This window comes from Psychrobacter frigidicola, from assembly GCF_007997305.1.
In the GTDB taxonomy this organism is placed as follows: Bacteria; Pseudomonadota; Gammaproteobacteria; order Pseudomonadales; family Moraxellaceae; genus Psychrobacter; species Psychrobacter frigidicola.
Window position 1 is genome coordinate 159,185 of the sequence record NZ_VORZ01000001.1, and the last position, 17,571, is coordinate 176,755.

Here is a 17,571-nt window from a genome sequence, read left to right on the forward strand (position 1 = left end):
GTCACTGCACACATAATAGCAATGTCATCAATTGCATGTATCTTCACTAAGCTTACGCAAGGCATACCAATTTATGGGTATTAGCAACCAATCTTCAAAGTCTGCCGGATCAGTCGGCAATACGAGAATTAATATATTTTTCGCTCTTCTCCTTATCGGGATGACCGGCTACTTTTTGTGGTGGGGTTTGGAGTACACCTTGCATCAGCAGACGTTATTGTTTGTCGTGGCTACCGCTTTTGGTGTCTTTATGGCATTCAATATTGGTGGTAATGACGTTGCCAACTCTTTTGGCACCTCTGTTGGTGCAGGCACGTTAACGATTACGCAAGCATTATGTGTGGCGGCGATATTTGAAGTATCAGGCGCTGTTCTCGCAGGCGCTGAGGTGACAGATACGATTCGTAAAGGCATCGTTGATTTAGATGGTCTTTCAGTTACGCCCAACCAGTTTATTTATGTGATGCTCTCAGCTTTAATTGCCGCGGCGTTTTGGCTGTTATTTGCCACTAAAAGGGGACTTCCAGTATCCACGACCCATGCCATCATTGGTGGCGTCGTGGGCAGCTCCATTGTACTGGGTTTTGATTTGGGCGGCAGTTCAATGGCGTTTTCTACGGTCAACTGGCCAACCATTGCGCAAATCGCCACTTCTTGGGTCATATCGCCCGTATTAGGTGGAGTCATCGCCTATTTGCTATATGGACAAATTAAAAAGAACATCATTGATTACAATGATAAAACCGAAGCGCAAATCGTTGAGCTCAAAGACGATAAGAAAATAATAAAAGAAAACCATAAAGTTTATTTCGATGCAATGACAGAGTCCGAGAAGCTGCCATATACCTCGTCGATGCTGCACGATCAAGACATCTATAAAGATGAAGATTGTACGCTTGAGGATCTTGAAACAGACTATTATAAAAACCTGTATAAAATTGATCGTGAGCGTACTGGTTTAGATACCTTAAAAGCACTGAAAAAATGGGTACCTATTATCGCAGCAGCAGGCGCGGTAGTAATGACTGCAATGGTCGTCTTTAAAGGTCTCAAAAACGTCAATAGTCATCTGACAAACTTAAATGCCTTTTTATTCATGGGTATGGTAGGCGCATTGGTTTGGCTTGCGACTTATATCTATACCAAAAGTATCCGTGGTAAACATAAAGAAGATCTGACCAAAGCGACCTTTATTATGTTTAGCTGGATGCAGGTCTTTACGGCCTCAGCATTTGCCTTTAGTCATGGTTCGAACGATATTGCCAACGCGGTAGGCCCTTTTGCTGCCATTATGGATGTCATTCGTACGAATGAGATTGCCTCACATGCTGCTGTACCTCCAGCAGTGATGATAACCTTTGGCGTATCATTGATTGTTGGCCTCTGGTTTATCGGTAAAGAAGTGATTCAAACGGTAGGCACGAACTTAGCGAAAATGCATCCTGCTTCTGGTTTCTCTGCTGAGCTTGCGGCGGCGGCGGTCGTTATGGGTGCGTCAACTATGGGACTGCCTGTATCAAGTACACATACGCTAGTCGGTGCTGTTTTAGGGATTGGTATTGTTAATAAAGATACCAACTGGGCATTGATGAAGCCCATTGGCTTAGCTTGGGTAATCACGCTACCAGCTGCAGCTATAATGTCGGCAGTAAGTTTCGTTATTTTAAATCAGGTTTTTCATTAATTTAATTTAGGTTAATGAAATAAAATTTTCATTTAAAATCATTTTCTTAGAACTACCTATGAAAAAACGCTTATTGGTATTATGCCAATAAGCGTTTTTTTAGCTATATTCACCGTATTGAGCAGTAAACTTTTACGGTTAAATCTAAAAATTAGTTAGTGCCATATTGCTGGCGTTTTTTAGCAAAGAAGCGGTCTAAACGATCCATTGCATCTTCTAAATCATCCATATTAGGTAAGAATACCACACGGAAATGATCTGGCGCATCCCAGTTAAAGCCAGTGCCTTGTACCATTAAGACATTTTCTTCAAGTAACAGCTCCATCATAAACTCCATGTCATCTTTGACCGGATAAACGGCAGGATCCATCTTTGGGAAGCAGTAAAACGCGCCTTGAGGCATAGTACAAGAAATACCTGGAATCGCATTAAGGCGTGAAATAGCCAATTCACGCTGCTTAAACAGACGACCTTTTTCTGAGGTCAACTCTTTCATGCTTTGATAGCCGCCCATCGCGGTTTGAATAGCATATTGTCCCGGCACGTTCGAGCATAGTCGCATAGAAGCCAGCATGTCTAAGCCTTCGATGAAGTCAGTAGCGTGCTGTTTTCTACCAGATAGCATCATCCAACCTGCGCGGAAGCCAGCAATTCGATGCGACTTTGAGAGACCATTATAAGAAAGAACCAGCACATCATTGGTCAAAGTGCTCATAGGGGTATGCACCATATCGTCATAAAGGACGCGGTCATAAATCTCATCAGCCATAATAATTAAATCATGCTGTATTGCCACTTCGATAATTTGTTTGAGGATGTCATCTGAATACAAAGCACCAGTAGGGTTGTTGGGGTTAATAACCACAATACCTTTTGTTTTGCTGGTAATTTTTGATTTGATATCTTCAATATCAGGCTGCCAATTGTCCTCTTCATTACAGCGATAATGCACCGCTGTACCGCCAGCAAGATTAGTCGCTGCCGTCCATAATGGATAATCTGGCATTGGAATTAATACCTCGTCTCCATCATTCAGTAGCGCTTGCATGGTCATGACAATCAGCTCAGAGACCCCATTACCTAAATAGACATCACTCACGTCTACGGCAGAACGTAGACCTTTTGATTGATAGTAATGCAATACCGCTTTACGAGCAGCAAAAATACCTTGCGAATCTGAATAACCAATCGCATTAGGCAGGTTCATAGCAACGTCACGTAGGATTTCATGCGGGGCATGCAACCCAAAAGGTGCCGGATTACCGATGTTCAACTTTAAAATACGTTGGCCTTCTGCTTCCATTTTATTGGCTGTTTTCAATAATGGACCACGAATATCGTAACAGACACTTTTTAACTTATCGGATTTTTTTAGTAACGTCATAGGTTTGCCATCCATAGTTGTTCTATCGAGTAAAGGTTGTTTGTCTGGGTGTACTATTGCTTCTGAATGCTCGTTTTGCGTCACTACTGTTTCATTAGAAGAAGTGTGCGTATCTGTAGCAACCTCTAGAGTAGCATCTTGGTCGCTCGTATGAGTTGCGTTTGTTGTCATATATCCCTTCTTATTATTTTTGAGTGTTGCGCGATTTCTAACAGTCTTAGCGCTGTTATTATTGATGTCAACATTAAGATCCCCACGTAATAAGTAGCCCTCACTACAGCCTAATATACGGGCAAGCGTAGGCAGCTTTGAAGATACAATACCATTAGTACCACGTTCCCAGTTAGAAATAGCCCCGCGACTGACTTTTGCACCTGCTTTGGTCATTGCTTGGGCCAATTGTTCAGCGGTTAATCCCTTTTTGCGCCGCAAGTGAGCCAAGCGTTCAGCTTGTGCCTGTTTATCCTTGTCACTATTCATAACGTTTAAGCCTTTTCTTATAATAAACTAACTTTCAGGATTTTTTAATAGCTACTTATTAGCCAGGCCATTTTAGTTAAGCCGTTGTCTTTTTGTTGTCTAATATCAATAGTTTGGGACTTAGTTTTATTCTAAATTGATATAAATATAATTGTTTTTGATGTTAAATCATATATATAAATGGGCACACTTTATTTGAACCTTAATGCAAGATATTATTGCATTTTTCAAGCTCATGCAAGTCTTTTTTGATATAAAATGCAAGTTATACTTGCATTTCACTAGTCATAACCTAGCAGTGAGCTCACGTTCATACCATAGGTCAAGTGTCTTAAGCGCTCTTTAAAAGCATTATATAAAAACGGCTTTTATAAAGTATTAAGTTCTTAAACAAATTCTAAATCATTACGTGTAGGTTTGGTAAAAATTAGCTTGTGTCCATTGTATAAACGATAAAAAACACGATATCTTTAAAAGCAAGTAGCACTCTCAATACTATCCATATATAGATAATTAATAAGGAATAACGATGCAAGACAGTCAACTCACTCAAGAAGAAATTGCCCAATTAACAGAAGCTGATTGGAAACAACGCCTTAGTGCTGATGAATATCATGTTATGCGTGAGAAAGGTACGGAGCGTCCATTTACCGGTGTTTATAATGATACTGAAGATAAAGGGGTTTATCGCTGTAAAGGTTGTGGTGCTAAATTATTTGATTCAACCAGTAAGTTTGATGCCAGTTGTGGCTGGCCGAGCTTCGATCAAGGTATCGACAACAGCGCTATTGATGAGCATGTCGATAACTCCCTAGGTATGAGCCGTACTGAAGTAACCTGTAGCAACTGCGGTGCCCATTTAGGTCACGTTTTTCCTGATGGCCCACGTGAGACAACCGGCATGCGCTATTGCATCAATTCAGTATCTATTGATTTAGATAAAGAAGATAAATAATTAGAAAGAGAATATAGTTAATAGGGTGATTAGGTTCTTCCTTTCATTCTATTAATTTTGTACCTGTTGGTTAAAATCATAAAAAAATTGTAAACTAAGGATTCCTAATGAGCACTATTTATGACTTTATTGCTGATCGTATGGATGGTACGCAGCAAGCCCTCTCTGACTATCAAGGTAAAGTACTACTAGTTGTTAACACCGCTAGTAAATGCGGCTTTACTCCACAATTCGAGGGATTAGAGACGCTATATCAGCAGTATAAAGATAAAGGCTTGATGGTTATTGGCTTTCCTTGTAACCAATTTGGTAGCCAAGATCCTGGTAGTAATGATGAAATTGGTGCGTTTTGCCAAAAAAATTATGGTGTGACCTTTCCAATGATGGCTAAAGTAGACGTCAACGGTAGTGATGCTCATCCAATTTTTAACTGGTTAAAGGAACAGAGAGGTGGGGTGTTAACAGACGGTATCAAATGGAACTTTACTAAGTTTTTAATCGGTACTGATGGTCACGTGATAGATCGCTATGCACCAACGACTAAGCCTAACGCTATTAAAGACGATATTGAACAAGCATTAGCAAACTTTAAGAAATAAATGATTGAAATTATTTGTATAGCGTAAACGTATAAAGCTAGCAAAAACAAATGTTTGTCAGAATTAGTATTAAATTTAATTAGAAACTGCCTTAAAAGGCTAAATAGTATTTGACAGGGCAAGGGAAGTGTATATAATACACACCCACAGCAAGAGGCTTTAATGAGCTTTTAGCTGTATAAAAATTAATTGGAATATGACAGTTTTAATTAATTTAGAAAATATTATTTATGATATTTTTTAAAGGGTGATTAGCTCAGTTGGTAGAGCGTCTGCCTTACACGCAGAATGTCGGCGGTTCGAACCCGTCATCACCCACCACTCTTTTAGCGAAGTGGGCTCCTTGATAAGAGCAGAACGCTAAAAACGACCTAAGCAGCGGTAGTTCAGTTGGTTAGAATACCGGCCTGTCACGCCGGGGGTCGCGGGTTCGAGTCCCGTCCGCTGCGCCATATTTAAAACGAATTTAAACTCTCGAGTTTAAGCAAGTTTCGCCTCAAGTATTAGTTTACTTGAGGTTTTTTTGTGTCTGAATTTCCGCTTAAAGCCTTTATCCGTAAGGGTTGGTTATTCTTTCTTTATCAACCCTTAAGAAGTAGTCCACTCTTTAATAATGTATTTTCTATAAGTCTGCATACATGCACTCTGCTTCTTGAAAATCGGTGACCAAGTGCTCGGTGACCAAACGGTGACCATTTTGTGACCAAGATTATTAAAAGTTACTGACGTTAACTGATCCCTAAAATTTGCACTTATCAACAAGTTCAGCAGCTTGAAATATTAGACTCAAGCTAAGTTAAAGATAAAGATGGAAACCTTTCTACCCATTCACTGATAACCATTTTGTCAGTTTCAATACAAAATGGTATTGCCCACAACCTCAATTTTTCTGCTAAATGAAAACATTCCAAAGGTGTTTCGAACTGATGGTGTTTAGGATAAATAAGCATCATGTCTCCACACCCATTCAAATATTTGTGACCATAAGCAAATAGCTGATAAATATCATCCTGTTCTATATCAAAATTCTTTTTATTTGAGTTTATTAACTTCCATTTGGTATCAAGTACATGGTAATTTTTTCTTTCTCTACTGATTAATAGATCAGGCTTTAATTGAAAGCGCGATTTTAAACCTTTTTGGTCATTCACCATGTGCTTATTAGAAGCCTGTGTTGTTAGTTGCCAGGGCGACTTGATATCTCGTCGTAAGCATTTTGCTACATACTTCTCGAACAAAATTTCCATTGGGAATAACAATGCAATACCCCGATGCTCTCCCTTTTGAAAGTTTGGATTAAGCTTTTCAAGTATTAGTTGGCACCATGGCTTTATCGCTCGGTAGGATTGCAATATTTTGATGTCTGACCACTTATGCATTGAGTTTAGAGGCTCTCTAAGACTCGTTATAGGGTCTAAGATGTGTGAGAGCTCATTAGCCAGTCGCCAGTTCTCAGAACTCCTACAGTGCTGCTGTACGTAATCCAATGCTGTTTTGATTAGTTGGTTCTCAAGTCTATTGGGATGATAGACATCATGACGAATATGAAAAAGATGAGCTCGGCCAACCGTTTGCCTTTGTTGAACTGTAATATCAAGCTGGCCACGAATAAATCTACTTTCTTCTTCAATTCTTTGATAGTCAAATCTGAGCCCAGACGCTACCAGCTCCTTTAGCAAATATAAAAACTGGTAGTATATCCACTCATGAATAGGTAGGTTCATTCGATTGAGACTGGCAGATTGAGCCTCTTTATAGGATAGGTTTAATACGGAGCTTAGCATTTTGCATAAGACCTCTCTGCTCTTATCTGACTCTTGAGCACCTAATCCTGTCTTTGGTAGTATCTCAATACCTTCGCCGCAAGGACTTTCCAAATAACCTACATAAGAATGCAACTGTAAGTAATTTGGACGCTTATAAGTAATAAACCGTCCATAGCTCTCTTTTTCACTTAATTCCACTAACCAATCAAATGTTTCTTGCTTGATAATAGCTAAATCTAAGCTAGATGATGCTGTCTGGTCGGTAGTCAGCTGAGCATATTCTCTGACTTGAATCATGCTTTGACATCCGAAGAATTAGACTTAAGCTCGATTAATATTTTCTTATAGGATTCGGGATTGTTAAAAGCAGTCTCATTGATAAGGTAACGACGATCGTTTAGACCTTTAATACTACTATCAAATAACTCGCTAACGGTCGGAGTTATCTCCCCAGTTTGAATAAATTGCTCTGAGTTATGTTTGCTAGGGTCATTCAATACCCAACTAATACGCTCCCAGTCCGAGAAGAAATATTCTTGCAGTAAAGGGATAATTCGTCTCTTAAAAATATTACCTAATTCAATTTCTTTTTCGTCATCTGAATCCAAGTCTTTCAAAGACCAAAAATACGAGTGACCTATGGTGTGTTCACGATCTAACAGCACTTCAATACGCTGATTTATTACTGTTAATACTTCAGATACAACAATGCCATGAACTGTTATGCCATCTAATAGTTCAGGCTTAGGTAATAGCTCAATAAAATCAAATCGGCGGCGTAATGCTAAATCCAGCTGTGCGAGAGATTTATCAGCGGTATTCATAGTTCCTAGTACGTAAAGATTTGAGGGCACTGAGAATTTCTCTTTAGAATAAGGCAGTATAACTTCGCGCGCATCTGTACCGCCTTTACGCTTATCAGGCTCAAGTAATGTAATAAGCTCACCGAAGATACGAGATATGTTGCCGCGGTTGATTTCGTCAATAATCAGTACGTGATTTTTTGAAGCTTTTGGCGAGTTACTTATAGACTGGCTATCTAGTGAGTAATCTTGATGCTCCAAACTTTTAGCTAAATCATCCCACGTAAATCTATTAATTTTATAACAAGTTTTCTGAGTTAAGTTTGTACTGTTATTTAAGGTATATATATCAAAATTAATATCTCGTAGAATCCAATTCACCTTGCGAGTATGGTGAAACTCTGCGAGACCCTTGAAGCTTGTATCAAAGACATAGTCTGACGTGACGATACCAACAGCTCGTATGGTTTTCTGATCCTTAAGGCAAAGCAACACATCTCCAATTTCAATGTTTTCAGAAAAATCTTTAATAGAAGACCTGTCATTACTACCCATACCTTTTAAATAGTCTTTCTCTTGTTGACTACGTTCTGATAAATTAGTACTTAAATCACCCGTATAGCCCCAACCTATACGAGCTTCATCATTATCAAAACAATACTCACGCAGCTCTTTCTGCCATACATCACCTAACGATATCTTCCAAAACTTTGGTTTTTCAGCTAATCCTTCTATTTTATTTCTAGTAACTATGTTAGCCGCACGGTCTGCAATCTGTTTGAATATCCCGTCTTCTATATCGTAGGAAATTTGCTTTGCGTCGTCATCAGTCTTTGCCCGAATTCCCTCAACAAAGTCTTCGTAAGCAAAGCTTTGATGAAAGGTAGTGAAAGCTATACGCTGTTCTGATACGAGCTCATCGTACCTTTCCTTAGTAACGTTCCTCTGATCATCAGGATCTAAATCTTGTTCTTCTAGCTCAAAATACCATTCGGGATCTGCTAAGCTAACAGCCCGCCATGTGGTTGAGTAGGTTTTACCTGTACCTGGGGGTCCATAGAGAATCTGATTAAGAGAACTATAATTAGAAATATTCGCGACTAATGGCTCATTTAATTCATCATGGGAACTAGCATCAACTGTCACTTTCTTTGGTTTAATGCCCAACTTATCACTATAAAGAACTAACATAAACTGATGCGGAGTGAGATCTAAATTATGTTCTTTTTTAATAGCTTGGTATACATCAGTAAGCATTAATAAGCGTTGGATCACATTTTTATAAGGAGGTATTTCCGATTCAGGAAGACCTAACGCTTTCAGAAAATGCTTGATATGAACGGTAGAGGAAATAGGTAGGATAATGTCTGGATTGTATATAGATACTAAACGAGCACGACGTCCTGCTCCCATAACACATCTAGGCTCTACACCTGCACGATCATATACCTCATTATCTTGGTCAATCCAAGTGATATCAGCGTTAACGTCAGCATCGATTATCACTTGATGTACCTTAAGAACATAACTTAATGCGTCATCGTCACTTAAGTCGCTCAAGCTTTGATGCTTATATAGTGTTCCATCTTTTTGTAGATAAAGTAGATGACCTCTCGCCGTGCCCGGCATATAACGACCAAACATAGGCTGTAGCTCACGCTCTATCCATCGACAATAATTATCTGTGATAGATCCTTGACCTAAACAGTATTGCTCCTGAGTTAATTCCGTTATTTTATTTTTTGGAAACTTACTTAAAAACTCTTCATAAAGCTCTTCAACGCCTTCTGGTCTACTTGTAATCGCATCGTCTTGGCTTAGTTCAATAATCTTTGATACCAAATCACTATCTATTTTTGTTATATCCATACTGCTAATTCCTTTAAAAAACTCAAAAATTACAACCAGAAAACGGTTTATAAAGCATTTAATCACAAATAAAAATTTTTACGGCACTAACCCAGTGGGTGGTCGCTCAAATGTTTGAGACTATATAGAGGCCACTAAAGGCATACACAAAATAGGAGCGACACCATGAGTAAGTCTATACAAGCAAAGCCAACTTCGAACCAAGGTAACGGTGGGAATTGGCCAACTAAGAACGGTTCAAGCAATTCGTCAGGATCAAATCGCGGAAATGCAAAGCCTAAATAAATTCAAATATAATTAATTTGGAGAGGCAGATGCGGTAGCAAGCCACATCTGCTTTCAAAAATATGAGATATTCGACTAACAAAGATTTCAATCATCATATAAAGCGCCTTGTAAAGCAAGGCTGGTTATTTAGAAAGAAACAAAAACACAATCAGATCGTTGCACCATGCAGACAGTCTGTTACTTTTTCTAAAACGCCGAGCGATCATAGGGCACTTAAGAATTTTATTAATGATATTAGACATGCAAAAGAAGGATATGCATAATGAGCAATACAAGCACTAAGAAAACCCCTTATTTCTTCCCTGCTGAAGTAGTAAGAGCTATTGCTAGAGCAATTGACAGCAAGAATGATAGTGAATCGTTAGATAACAAATGTCATGATCTATATCTAAGTAAGAATGAGCTTGACCAGCTTATCAATATACATATATATAAAGTTATCGAACGAGTTGAGCTAAAAAAATCAGTCGAGAATGAGCTTAAGGCTTTAGTTGCTCAAATTTTTGACGATTATCTGAAGGTAGTAGCAACCTACAATCTATCAGAGCGAAATAGAGACGATATTGGACCTTGGATCCTTGAAGCTTTCTTCTGCCCTAATCTAATTAATATTATTTATTTTTTAGGGATAAGGACTAAGCCTTTTGAAAAATCTGACTACGTTAAACTAATGGTTGATAATTCTTCTAGCTTAGAGCCAGCTTTTAAAGTTATTGAAAAACGGATTGAAGGTTGGAATACCTTTTATGCAGTTTTATCTAAGAACGATAAAGATAAGATTACGGCATGGCGTCGTGGAGCTGATCTTCCTAGTCGTACCAGCTTGATGTCTATTTTTAACACTCAAAATGCACCGAAGAATGTCTTAGTTTTCTTACTAACTGCACGTGCTATTGAATATTTCAAAAGAAGCCATGAGTCTGATATTTTTAATCAATATATTGAGCAGCCTAGGTCATTGGACTCATCTATGGTAATGTTTGAAGAAGCTATATTCGCCCTTGAAACGCGAGATACAGATTACGTTCATCGGTTATTTGAAAAAAACGATGATAAATTTAGAAATAGTATCAGTGCAATTAGAATGGAGCTTCTGGCCTACAGTGTGGCTAGTTTTGCCAAGAATGATTTAGAACAGGCTAAAAAACGCTTTATTGATGCGTTTGATTTGAGCTTATACAGATCTGGTCATATATGTGAAAAAGTTATTGAAGTTGGTTTTGTCATTGCTAGCTGGCAAGAGTCTCCTGATATGAACCTGATAACAAAGCTAAAAAGTATTCAAGCTCTGTATGGCTATACTCTACCTACAATAGTAACGAAAGACACCAAACGTAAGAAGGAAAACCTAGTCGAGGACTGGGAAATTAATATGTGGCGAAGTAATGCGCAAAGGGTGTTCAATGAATTTAAGGTTGAACTACCAGAAAAATATAAAGTGAGCTCAGCTGTTCTACCTATACGTTTAAACGCAGAAGAGCTAACACTTGACCTCAAAAAACCTAATAAAAAAGTGAAAATAAATAACAATGACAAGCTTCATAGAAATAAGGGTAAGAGCAAGCAAGTAACGACACAGCTTATTTGGAACACATTACGAAAGGATCTAGATGCTGTTAATCAACTCTTACAAACTGGTGCTGACATCAACATCCTCTCTGATAACAACGAGTCAGCTTTATTAGTCGCTTTACAGCACATGAATTTAACTGATATTCATGAACCAGACGATAGGTTTTATCAAACGCTCAAAGATTTAGAGTACGTGCCAAAAACGATTAATGCAATGACCTCTAAAAAGCACCTTTTACCATTATTAAGTGCGGTGCAGACAGGACGAACTGATGTCGTTGAACATATTCTAAACCTAGGAGCAGATGTCAATCAAAAAGGCGGTAGTGGTCATTTAGACGCATTAACTACCTGTATATCTTTAATTGGAACGATTAAAAACTCAAAAATGTTACTCAAACAGTTTTCTATGATCACTGAAGATCCAGAAACAGCGATAGCTAGAATGAGCGATTTTGAATTTTCTGCCTTTATTAGAGAGACACAGGGTAGCCTTGGTCTTAATAGACAGGAAGTTACGAGCTATCTTATTCAAAGTATGAAAAGTTCGGATGAAATGGCTATTCTTAAAGAGCTATCTGAAGTTTTTAAAGAGCATTCTCAGGCAAACTACGAGTTATTTGATTTGAGAGAAATGCGCAAAATAGCAAAGCTACTAATTGATGAAGGTGCAAATCCTAGCTCTAAATATGACTGGCATGGCATCGACGGGTACACTCCATTTTTATTAGCCTGTGAGCTAAATGAAGCTGAACTGGTCTCTCATGTGCTAGATAACGCTACTGAAGACTCAAAAGATGAAATCATCAATATGGTATATAGAGATCGTAGATATGGTAAAGCAGTCGGCTATGAGAAAATTTGCAAGCACTTTAAGGCTGACAATGTGCTGGAGGTTATAGACAGGCATTCAACTTTAGAGATTAGTGATAGTATAAGTTAAACAGCTTTTTAGCCTCAGGTTTTCGATTTACTTGAGGCTTCTTACGTATATAGTCTAATTACATAAATGCGAAAAACTCTCGAAGAGCTCGGTTTTATTCATTCACAATAACATTCAGGTCTATATTCGCAGTCTCTTTCAAATATTTTTCAGTGACTGCCAATAATCTTAGAGTATCCTCAGGTGGATTATCAATAGAAAGACTAGGTTGTACAATAAAAATCTCAAACTTTATGGGCTTTCTATTAGCCATACTCATTAAACTTTCAAGCTTTTCAACACTGCCTTTTTCAATCCTACTTCTCGATTGACCTAGACGTACTTTTGTCTGCCTGCGTAATAGATGATTAAAAAAGTCGCTACCCTTTTTTTGTTTCCAAATAACTGACTTCTGTGCTTGCCCGCAAACCTCGTAAAAATTATCAATACGTGCGCTAATACGACCATCTTTAGCATATTTCAGATGATGTAGTTGAATATAAATTCTTGACTCCTCATCTCTAATAGCAACCACATCCGCAATTTCACCTGACCCGTCATCATCGTAAATAATATCAAAATCTTGAGCCTTCAAATCGTTGATCACTCTATATTGAATAGAATCAATTATTAGTGGCTCAACGTATTGCGACTCTTTGCCTATATCTACACCTGTCCAGTCTCGCGCTATTAACTTTTCGACTGGGTATGGTGTCATAATTTGTTCTATGGTCGTGTACTCATTACCAGTTAGACGTGATCCATCAGCGTACCAAACTGAAGGTGGAGTATCATTGAAATAAAAATCTAAATCTACTCTTTTTGTTTTGAGCTTAAAATGTGCTTGATAAGTAGATAGTTTAGTAATCAGATATCTTGACTGCGCCTGTCCGTCTACTTTCTCAACTATAATAGTTTGTTTAAACTTAACGTTATGGCTAGGTGTCTCAATTTCAAAAAGTATCTCATTATTGCTACAATTGCCTAAATTAATTGAGCATTCAGATAAGTTGATACTTTGATTATCAATCTCTAAATAAACATGCGACTCAGAGTAATCCGTATAAATTCCTTCATCCCAATCAATCATGATTGGTACATTATCAGGTAAGCTATTAACTTCCTTGGGTTGTAACGTGGCTTTTAGAACCTGATTCGGATCAATACTTTCGTCGTTTAAGCTCTTACTCATCTCTTCACACCATGTGACGAAGTTTTTTATATTACCTCGGCGTTTACTCCATATTCTGCCTTTAAATGAACAACCGATAGTTACCTTATCACCTTCCTTGTAACCAGTACCTGATACAAATGACTTTTCAGTGCTTCTTAGTGTTGAATCAGCTATAGCTTCTTCAATGTCTGAGCCGGAACGCATTGTAAACCTGATGCTTTTGCTTAAAAATTCTTTTAACCCTACGTTTTGTAATTGTAATCTATTGATGCCATCTAACACTCTAAAGACATCTATCTTCTTTATATGAAGTGGTGCGACTAAGATTGCTTCAGCCAATTTATCAAAGTTGTCGTCTCTATTTGAATCATGTATAAACAAAAGCTTTTCTTCTACGTTGTAGTGCAATACCATTAAACGCCAATTTAAACCATAGATTTCTTTGTAGTTCACCCAGTCAATATTAACTTTATCAGCAGTGATGATTACTAAAGTTTGATTTGCTTCATTGTAGTCGCTAAAGTGATATTCGCATTCTTTGAATCTTTGTAAACCTTGTTCAAACCTATCAAAATAAGCTATGCTATTTTCACTTATATTCCGATATACCATAGCGCTCATAGCAAAGCGGATATTTTGGAATGGTATTTGACTGTTGGCTAAATCTCTAAACTCATGTATAAATTCGTAAAACTCCATCTCCTCTGATGTAGCATCTGTACTATAAGCAGCAAGCAGACTGTTCCAATTTGCATCTCTAGCATACAAATCGCTTAATTCCTCTTCAACAGTCACATCAGCGATATTCGCTACAAAGCTAGCGGTTCCTAGCTGATTATCTAAAGAACTTCTTGTAAACCTGCCCGCAAACTGTAATGTAATAGGTAAGCTTTTTCTAATATCATGAAACGCTGCTATTTTAAGGTGAGGTAAGTCAAACCCTTCTCCTAGCATATTGACAGCAACTATTACCTTATGTTCAAGATTGATGATAGCGTTTAAAATAGCTTTTTTATCTCGTATTGATGAATGAACTAAAATGGGGTTTAAATCAGTGAATTCAGCATAGATTCTAAACACCTCTTCAGCTTTGCTTTTAGTCGCACACCTTGCCATTAAAATATGATTATGACCATTGGCTATATCTTGACGTAATCTTGCCACAGCCGTCTGTGCAATAACTCTATCAGCTTTTTTAAGATCGTATTCTCGAATAGGTAAAAAGTCGATAGGCTTAAAATAACCTTGGTCTTGAGCCATTTTTAGGCTGAAATTAAAGATGACTTTGCCATTAAGTGCTTTGCCATCCTGCCGAAAAGGGGTCGCCGTAAATTGCACAACTTTGGCCTTATCAAATTTACTTAACACTCGCTCCCACGAGTTTGCTTTGGCATGATGTGCTTCATCCACGAATACATGTGTAAAACGCTCAGCAATTTGTAATAAATCATTTGAATTATAGCCATCCATGATACTCATGGTAGTGACAATCACGTTAGAGTTATCAATAATATCAAATAAGTCATTAAGGGCTGATACGCCTTGCTTGAGAATGCCTACTATAGGATTTAATGTATCCTTATCAAGAATGCCAAATGCTTTCAGCAATCCGAACGTTATAAACTTCTCTGCTAATTGGTTGCGCAGTGCGTCCGATGGCACGATAACCAGTAACTTTTCACATCTTTCGACAGCCAATACAGACAGCATGGTTTCTGTTTTGCCTGTACCCGTTGGCATAACAACGGTAGCCATCTGGCTTGATACTTTTATATGACTTAAAATGGCATATAAGGCTGATATTTGCGGTATTCTTAGGCCCAAAACTTCATTTGACGTATCTTCTTCTTTAAAGTGGAATTTATTTCGCCAAGACCCTCTTACTTCCGCTGGCGTGTGATGGATTTTATTGGGGTGCTTTAGCCACTCTTTTAATTTAACACTATCGAAAGAGTTAACCGTCAACTGTTTATCACAATGGATAACGTATTCAAAGCCTTCAGGAACTCTGTTGTTATCTCTAACGAAACAATATTGAACTTCACCATCATGTATAAGGCTATAACCTTTGTCCTCAATAATCTCGTCAAAATTTATAATTTTTCTCGGCTCAATGGACAAGTGGTAACTATTCTTACTTCCGACTTGTTTTGTGGATAGACTTAGTTCTGGTAAGGTTAGTTCCATCAGTATAATTCCGCTTGGATAGAGTTGACGTTGATCTATCTTCTTAAATGATCTATGTTTTTTGATATATGCATTTCAACTCAAATATACCAACACCCCACAAAAATTGATAGATACAATATATCTATATACGACAAGTAATGTCGCAAAGACTCAATTCAACCCTGAAAAAAATCCAACAATAGCTTAAAGTAGCTCTGCCAAAGCAAAAGCCTAAGATATCGTATTACAGGTCGATATCTGGTGAGAGCAAGCGGGTTATATGATAAATTACCACTCAGAATATTAAGCACTAAACATGCCAGCCATTTACGGCTGAAAATAAAGAAGGAAGTGAGGCGATATGCCTATATTGAATTGGTTGAATAAAGAGCAAGCGTTGACTACAGCACGTGACTGTCCGTATCGTTTGGTGGAGCTAGTGCCAGAATTATCGTATGGCGAGTCAGATACTGACAATATGCTAATCCAAGGCGATAACCTCGATGCATTGAAGGCACTTATTCCTACGCATGCAGGAAGGGTAAAGTGCATCTTTATTGACCCGCCTTATAACACCAAAAGTGCCTTTGAACACTATGATGATAATTTAGAGCACAGTAAATGGCTGTCGATGATGTATCCACGTTTAGAGTTGCTACATCAGCTACTATCTGAAGATGGGTCTATTTGGATAACTTTAAATGATAACGAGGCGCACTATTTAAAAGTAATGTGCGATGAGATTTTTGGAAGAAGTAATTTTATTTCAAATTCAATTTGGCAAAAAAAGTATGCCGCATCCAATGATGCAAAGTCTTTAAGTGAGGATCATGATCATGTGATTATTTATGCTAAGTCAAAAACAAACTGGACTCCTAATAAATTAAAAAGAAATATTGAGTCTAATAAAGCTTATAAAAATCCTGATAATGACTCTAGAGGCTTATGGAGAGCAGATAACTACAAATGTAATAAAAGCTCAAAAGAAAGACCGAATTTATATTACGCGATCATACAACCCGAAACAGGTAAAGAGATCTGGCCCTCTAAGACTGCTGTTTGGCGTTACAACTATGAAACTCATCAGCGCCATGTGAAAGAAAATTCAATTTGGTGGGGGAAAGACGGTACGAATAGTACCCCAGCTTTTAAAAGATTTCTTAGTACAGTTGATGATACAACGACACCTCAGTCTGTTTGGCTCTGGCAAGAGGTAGGTCATAATCAAGATGCCAAAAGAGAAGTAATGAAGTTAAATCCAGATTCGCCTTTTTCTACCCCTAAGCCTGAAAAGCTTATTCAACGAATAATTCATATCGCTTCAAACGAAGGTGACTTAGTGCTTGATTCATTTCTTGGGTCTGCTACTACCTCCGCTGTTGCTATGAAAATGAATCGTAGGTTCATTGGTATCGAGCTTGGCGAACATGCAGTTACACACGCCCAACCACGCCTAAAAGAAGTAGCTGATGGTGAGCAAGGTGGTATTTCAGAAGACGTCAACTGGATAGGCGGCAGTGGCTTCAAATTCTACCGCTTAGGTGAAGTCATTTTTAATGAAAACGGCTCCTTAAGAGAGGGTATCAGCTTTGATGCGCTGGCTTCCCACATTTGGTATGGCGATACTAGGCAAGCACTACAGCAGTCTGCTAAATCACCACTACTTGGCGTGCACAATGGCGTAGCTTACTACCTACTTTATAACGGTATTTTAGGTGATAAACGTCCTGACGGTGGTAACGTACTCACATCGAAAGTGCTGTCAATATTACCACCACATCCTGAAGACCCCGAAAATGGTAAAAAAGTCATCTATGGTGAGACGAGCCGAATGGGAGAAGCCCGTCTCAAGAGTGAAAGTATTATATTTAAGCAAATACCATACGATGTGAAAGGAAGATAAGCG

General features: G+C 38.2%; 9 protein-coding genes and 2 tRNA genes. 7 read left to right on the forward strand and 4 right to left on the reverse strand.

What is annotated here, in order from left to right; genetic code table 11:
- Nucleotides 1–73 precede the first annotated feature (73 nt).
- Nucleotides 74–1,684, forward strand: coding sequence for an inorganic phosphate transporter (locus ES754_RS00685; RefSeq protein WP_147221131.1), 1,611 nt, complete (start codon nucleotides 74–76; stop codon nucleotides 1,682–1,684).
- A gap of 151 nt (nucleotides 1,685–1,835) precedes the next feature.
- Here ES754_RS00685 and ES754_RS00690 read toward each other — a convergent pair whose 3' ends face one another.
- Nucleotides 1,836–3,548: an aminotransferase class I/II-fold pyridoxal phosphate-dependent enzyme gene (locus ES754_RS00690; RefSeq protein WP_147221132.1), complete on the reverse strand. Its 1,713-nt coding sequence runs from the start codon at nucleotides 3,546–3,548 to the stop codon at nucleotides 1,836–1,838.
- Between the two features lie 529 nt (nucleotides 3,549–4,077).
- Between ES754_RS00690 and msrB the strand changes: the two genes are divergently transcribed.
- From msrB to ES754_RS00710, 4 genes are all read left to right on the forward strand, one after another.
- A complete protein-coding gene (msrB, locus tag ES754_RS00695) occupies nucleotides 4,078–4,503 on the forward strand; it encodes a peptide-methionine (R)-S-oxide reductase MsrB (protein ID WP_147221134.1) in 426 nt (141 codons plus the stop codon).
- Nucleotides 4,504–4,610: 107 nt separating this feature from the next.
- Nucleotides 4,611–5,102 (forward strand): glutathione peroxidase, encoded by a 492-nt coding sequence (locus ES754_RS00700; RefSeq protein WP_147221136.1) that lies wholly within the window; start codon nucleotides 4,611–4,613, stop codon nucleotides 5,100–5,102.
- 245 nt (nucleotides 5,103–5,347) lie between these two features.
- A tRNA-Val gene (locus ES754_RS00705) sits at nucleotides 5,348–5,423 on the forward strand.
- Nucleotides 5,424–5,477: 54 nt separating this feature from the next.
- Nucleotides 5,478–5,554 (forward strand) — tRNA-Asp (locus ES754_RS00710).
- Between the two features lie 339 nt (nucleotides 5,555–5,893).
- Here ES754_RS00710 and ES754_RS00715 read toward each other — a convergent pair.
- Complete coding sequence (locus ES754_RS00715) at nucleotides 5,894–7,165, reverse strand: McrC family protein (RefSeq protein WP_147221138.1); 1,272 nt, start codon at nucleotides 7,163–7,165, stop codon at nucleotides 5,894–5,896.
- Nucleotides 7,162–9,540 carry an AAA family ATPase gene (locus ES754_RS00720; protein ID WP_147221140.1) on the reverse strand — a complete coding sequence of 793 codons (2,379 nt, stop codon included), beginning with the start codon at nucleotides 9,538–9,540 and terminating at the stop codon, nucleotides 7,162–7,164. The genes ES754_RS00715 and ES754_RS00720 overlap by 4 nt, the downstream gene beginning before the upstream one ends.
- Nucleotides 9,541–10,090: 550 nt before the next feature.
- Here ES754_RS00720 and ES754_RS00725 point away from each other — a divergent pair.
- On the forward strand, nucleotides 10,091–12,343 hold the full coding sequence (locus tag ES754_RS00725; RefSeq protein WP_147221142.1) for an ankyrin repeat domain-containing protein: 2,253 nt from the start codon (nucleotides 10,091–10,093) through the stop codon (nucleotides 12,341–12,343).
- Nucleotides 12,344–12,437: 94 nt separating this feature from the next.
- Here the strand turns inward: ES754_RS00725 and ES754_RS00730 are convergent, their stop codons facing one another.
- Nucleotides 12,438–15,683, reverse strand: a complete 3,246-nt coding sequence (locus ES754_RS00730; RefSeq protein WP_147221144.1) for a DEAD/DEAH box helicase — start codon at nucleotides 15,681–15,683, stop codon at nucleotides 12,438–12,440.
- A 343-nt stretch (nucleotides 15,684–16,026) separates the two neighbouring features.
- On the opposite strand from ES754_RS00730, the gene ES754_RS00735 reads away from it, so the two are divergent.
- Nucleotides 16,027–17,568: a site-specific DNA-methyltransferase gene (locus ES754_RS00735; RefSeq protein ID WP_147221146.1), complete on the forward strand. Its 1,542-nt coding sequence runs from the start codon at nucleotides 16,027–16,029 to the stop codon at nucleotides 17,566–17,568.
- The last annotated feature ends 3 nt before the right edge of the window (nucleotides 17,569–17,571 follow it).

Coding starts and splice junctions, on each gene's coding strand:
- msrB (WP_147221134.1), top strand. CDS start 4,078: ATGCAAGACAGTCAACTCACTCAAGAAGAAATTGCCCAATTAACAGAA.
- ES754_RS00730 (WP_147221144.1), bottom strand. CDS start 15,683: ATGGAACTAACCTTACCAGAACTAAGTCTATCCACAAAACAAGTCGGA.
- ES754_RS00715 (WP_147221138.1), bottom strand. CDS start 7,165: ATGATTCAAGTCAGAGAATATGCTCAGCTGACTACCGACCAGACAGCA.
- ES754_RS00690 (WP_147221132.1), bottom strand. CDS start 3,548: ATGAATAGTGACAAGGATAAACAGGCACAAGCTGAACGCTTGGCTCAC.
- ES754_RS00725 (WP_147221142.1), top strand. CDS start 10,091: ATGAGCAATACAAGCACTAAGAAAACCCCTTATTTCTTCCCTGCTGAA.
- ES754_RS00735 (WP_147221146.1), top strand. CDS start 16,027: ATGCCTATATTGAATTGGTTGAATAAAGAGCAAGCGTTGACTACAGCA.
- ES754_RS00700 (WP_147221136.1), top strand. CDS start 4,611: ATGAGCACTATTTATGACTTTATTGCTGATCGTATGGATGGTACGCAG.
- ES754_RS00720 (WP_147221140.1), bottom strand. CDS start 9,540: ATGGATATAACAAAAATAGATAGTGATTTGGTATCAAAGATTATTGAA.
- ES754_RS00685 (WP_147221131.1), top strand. CDS start 74: ATGGGTATTAGCAACCAATCTTCAAAGTCTGCCGGATCAGTCGGCAAT.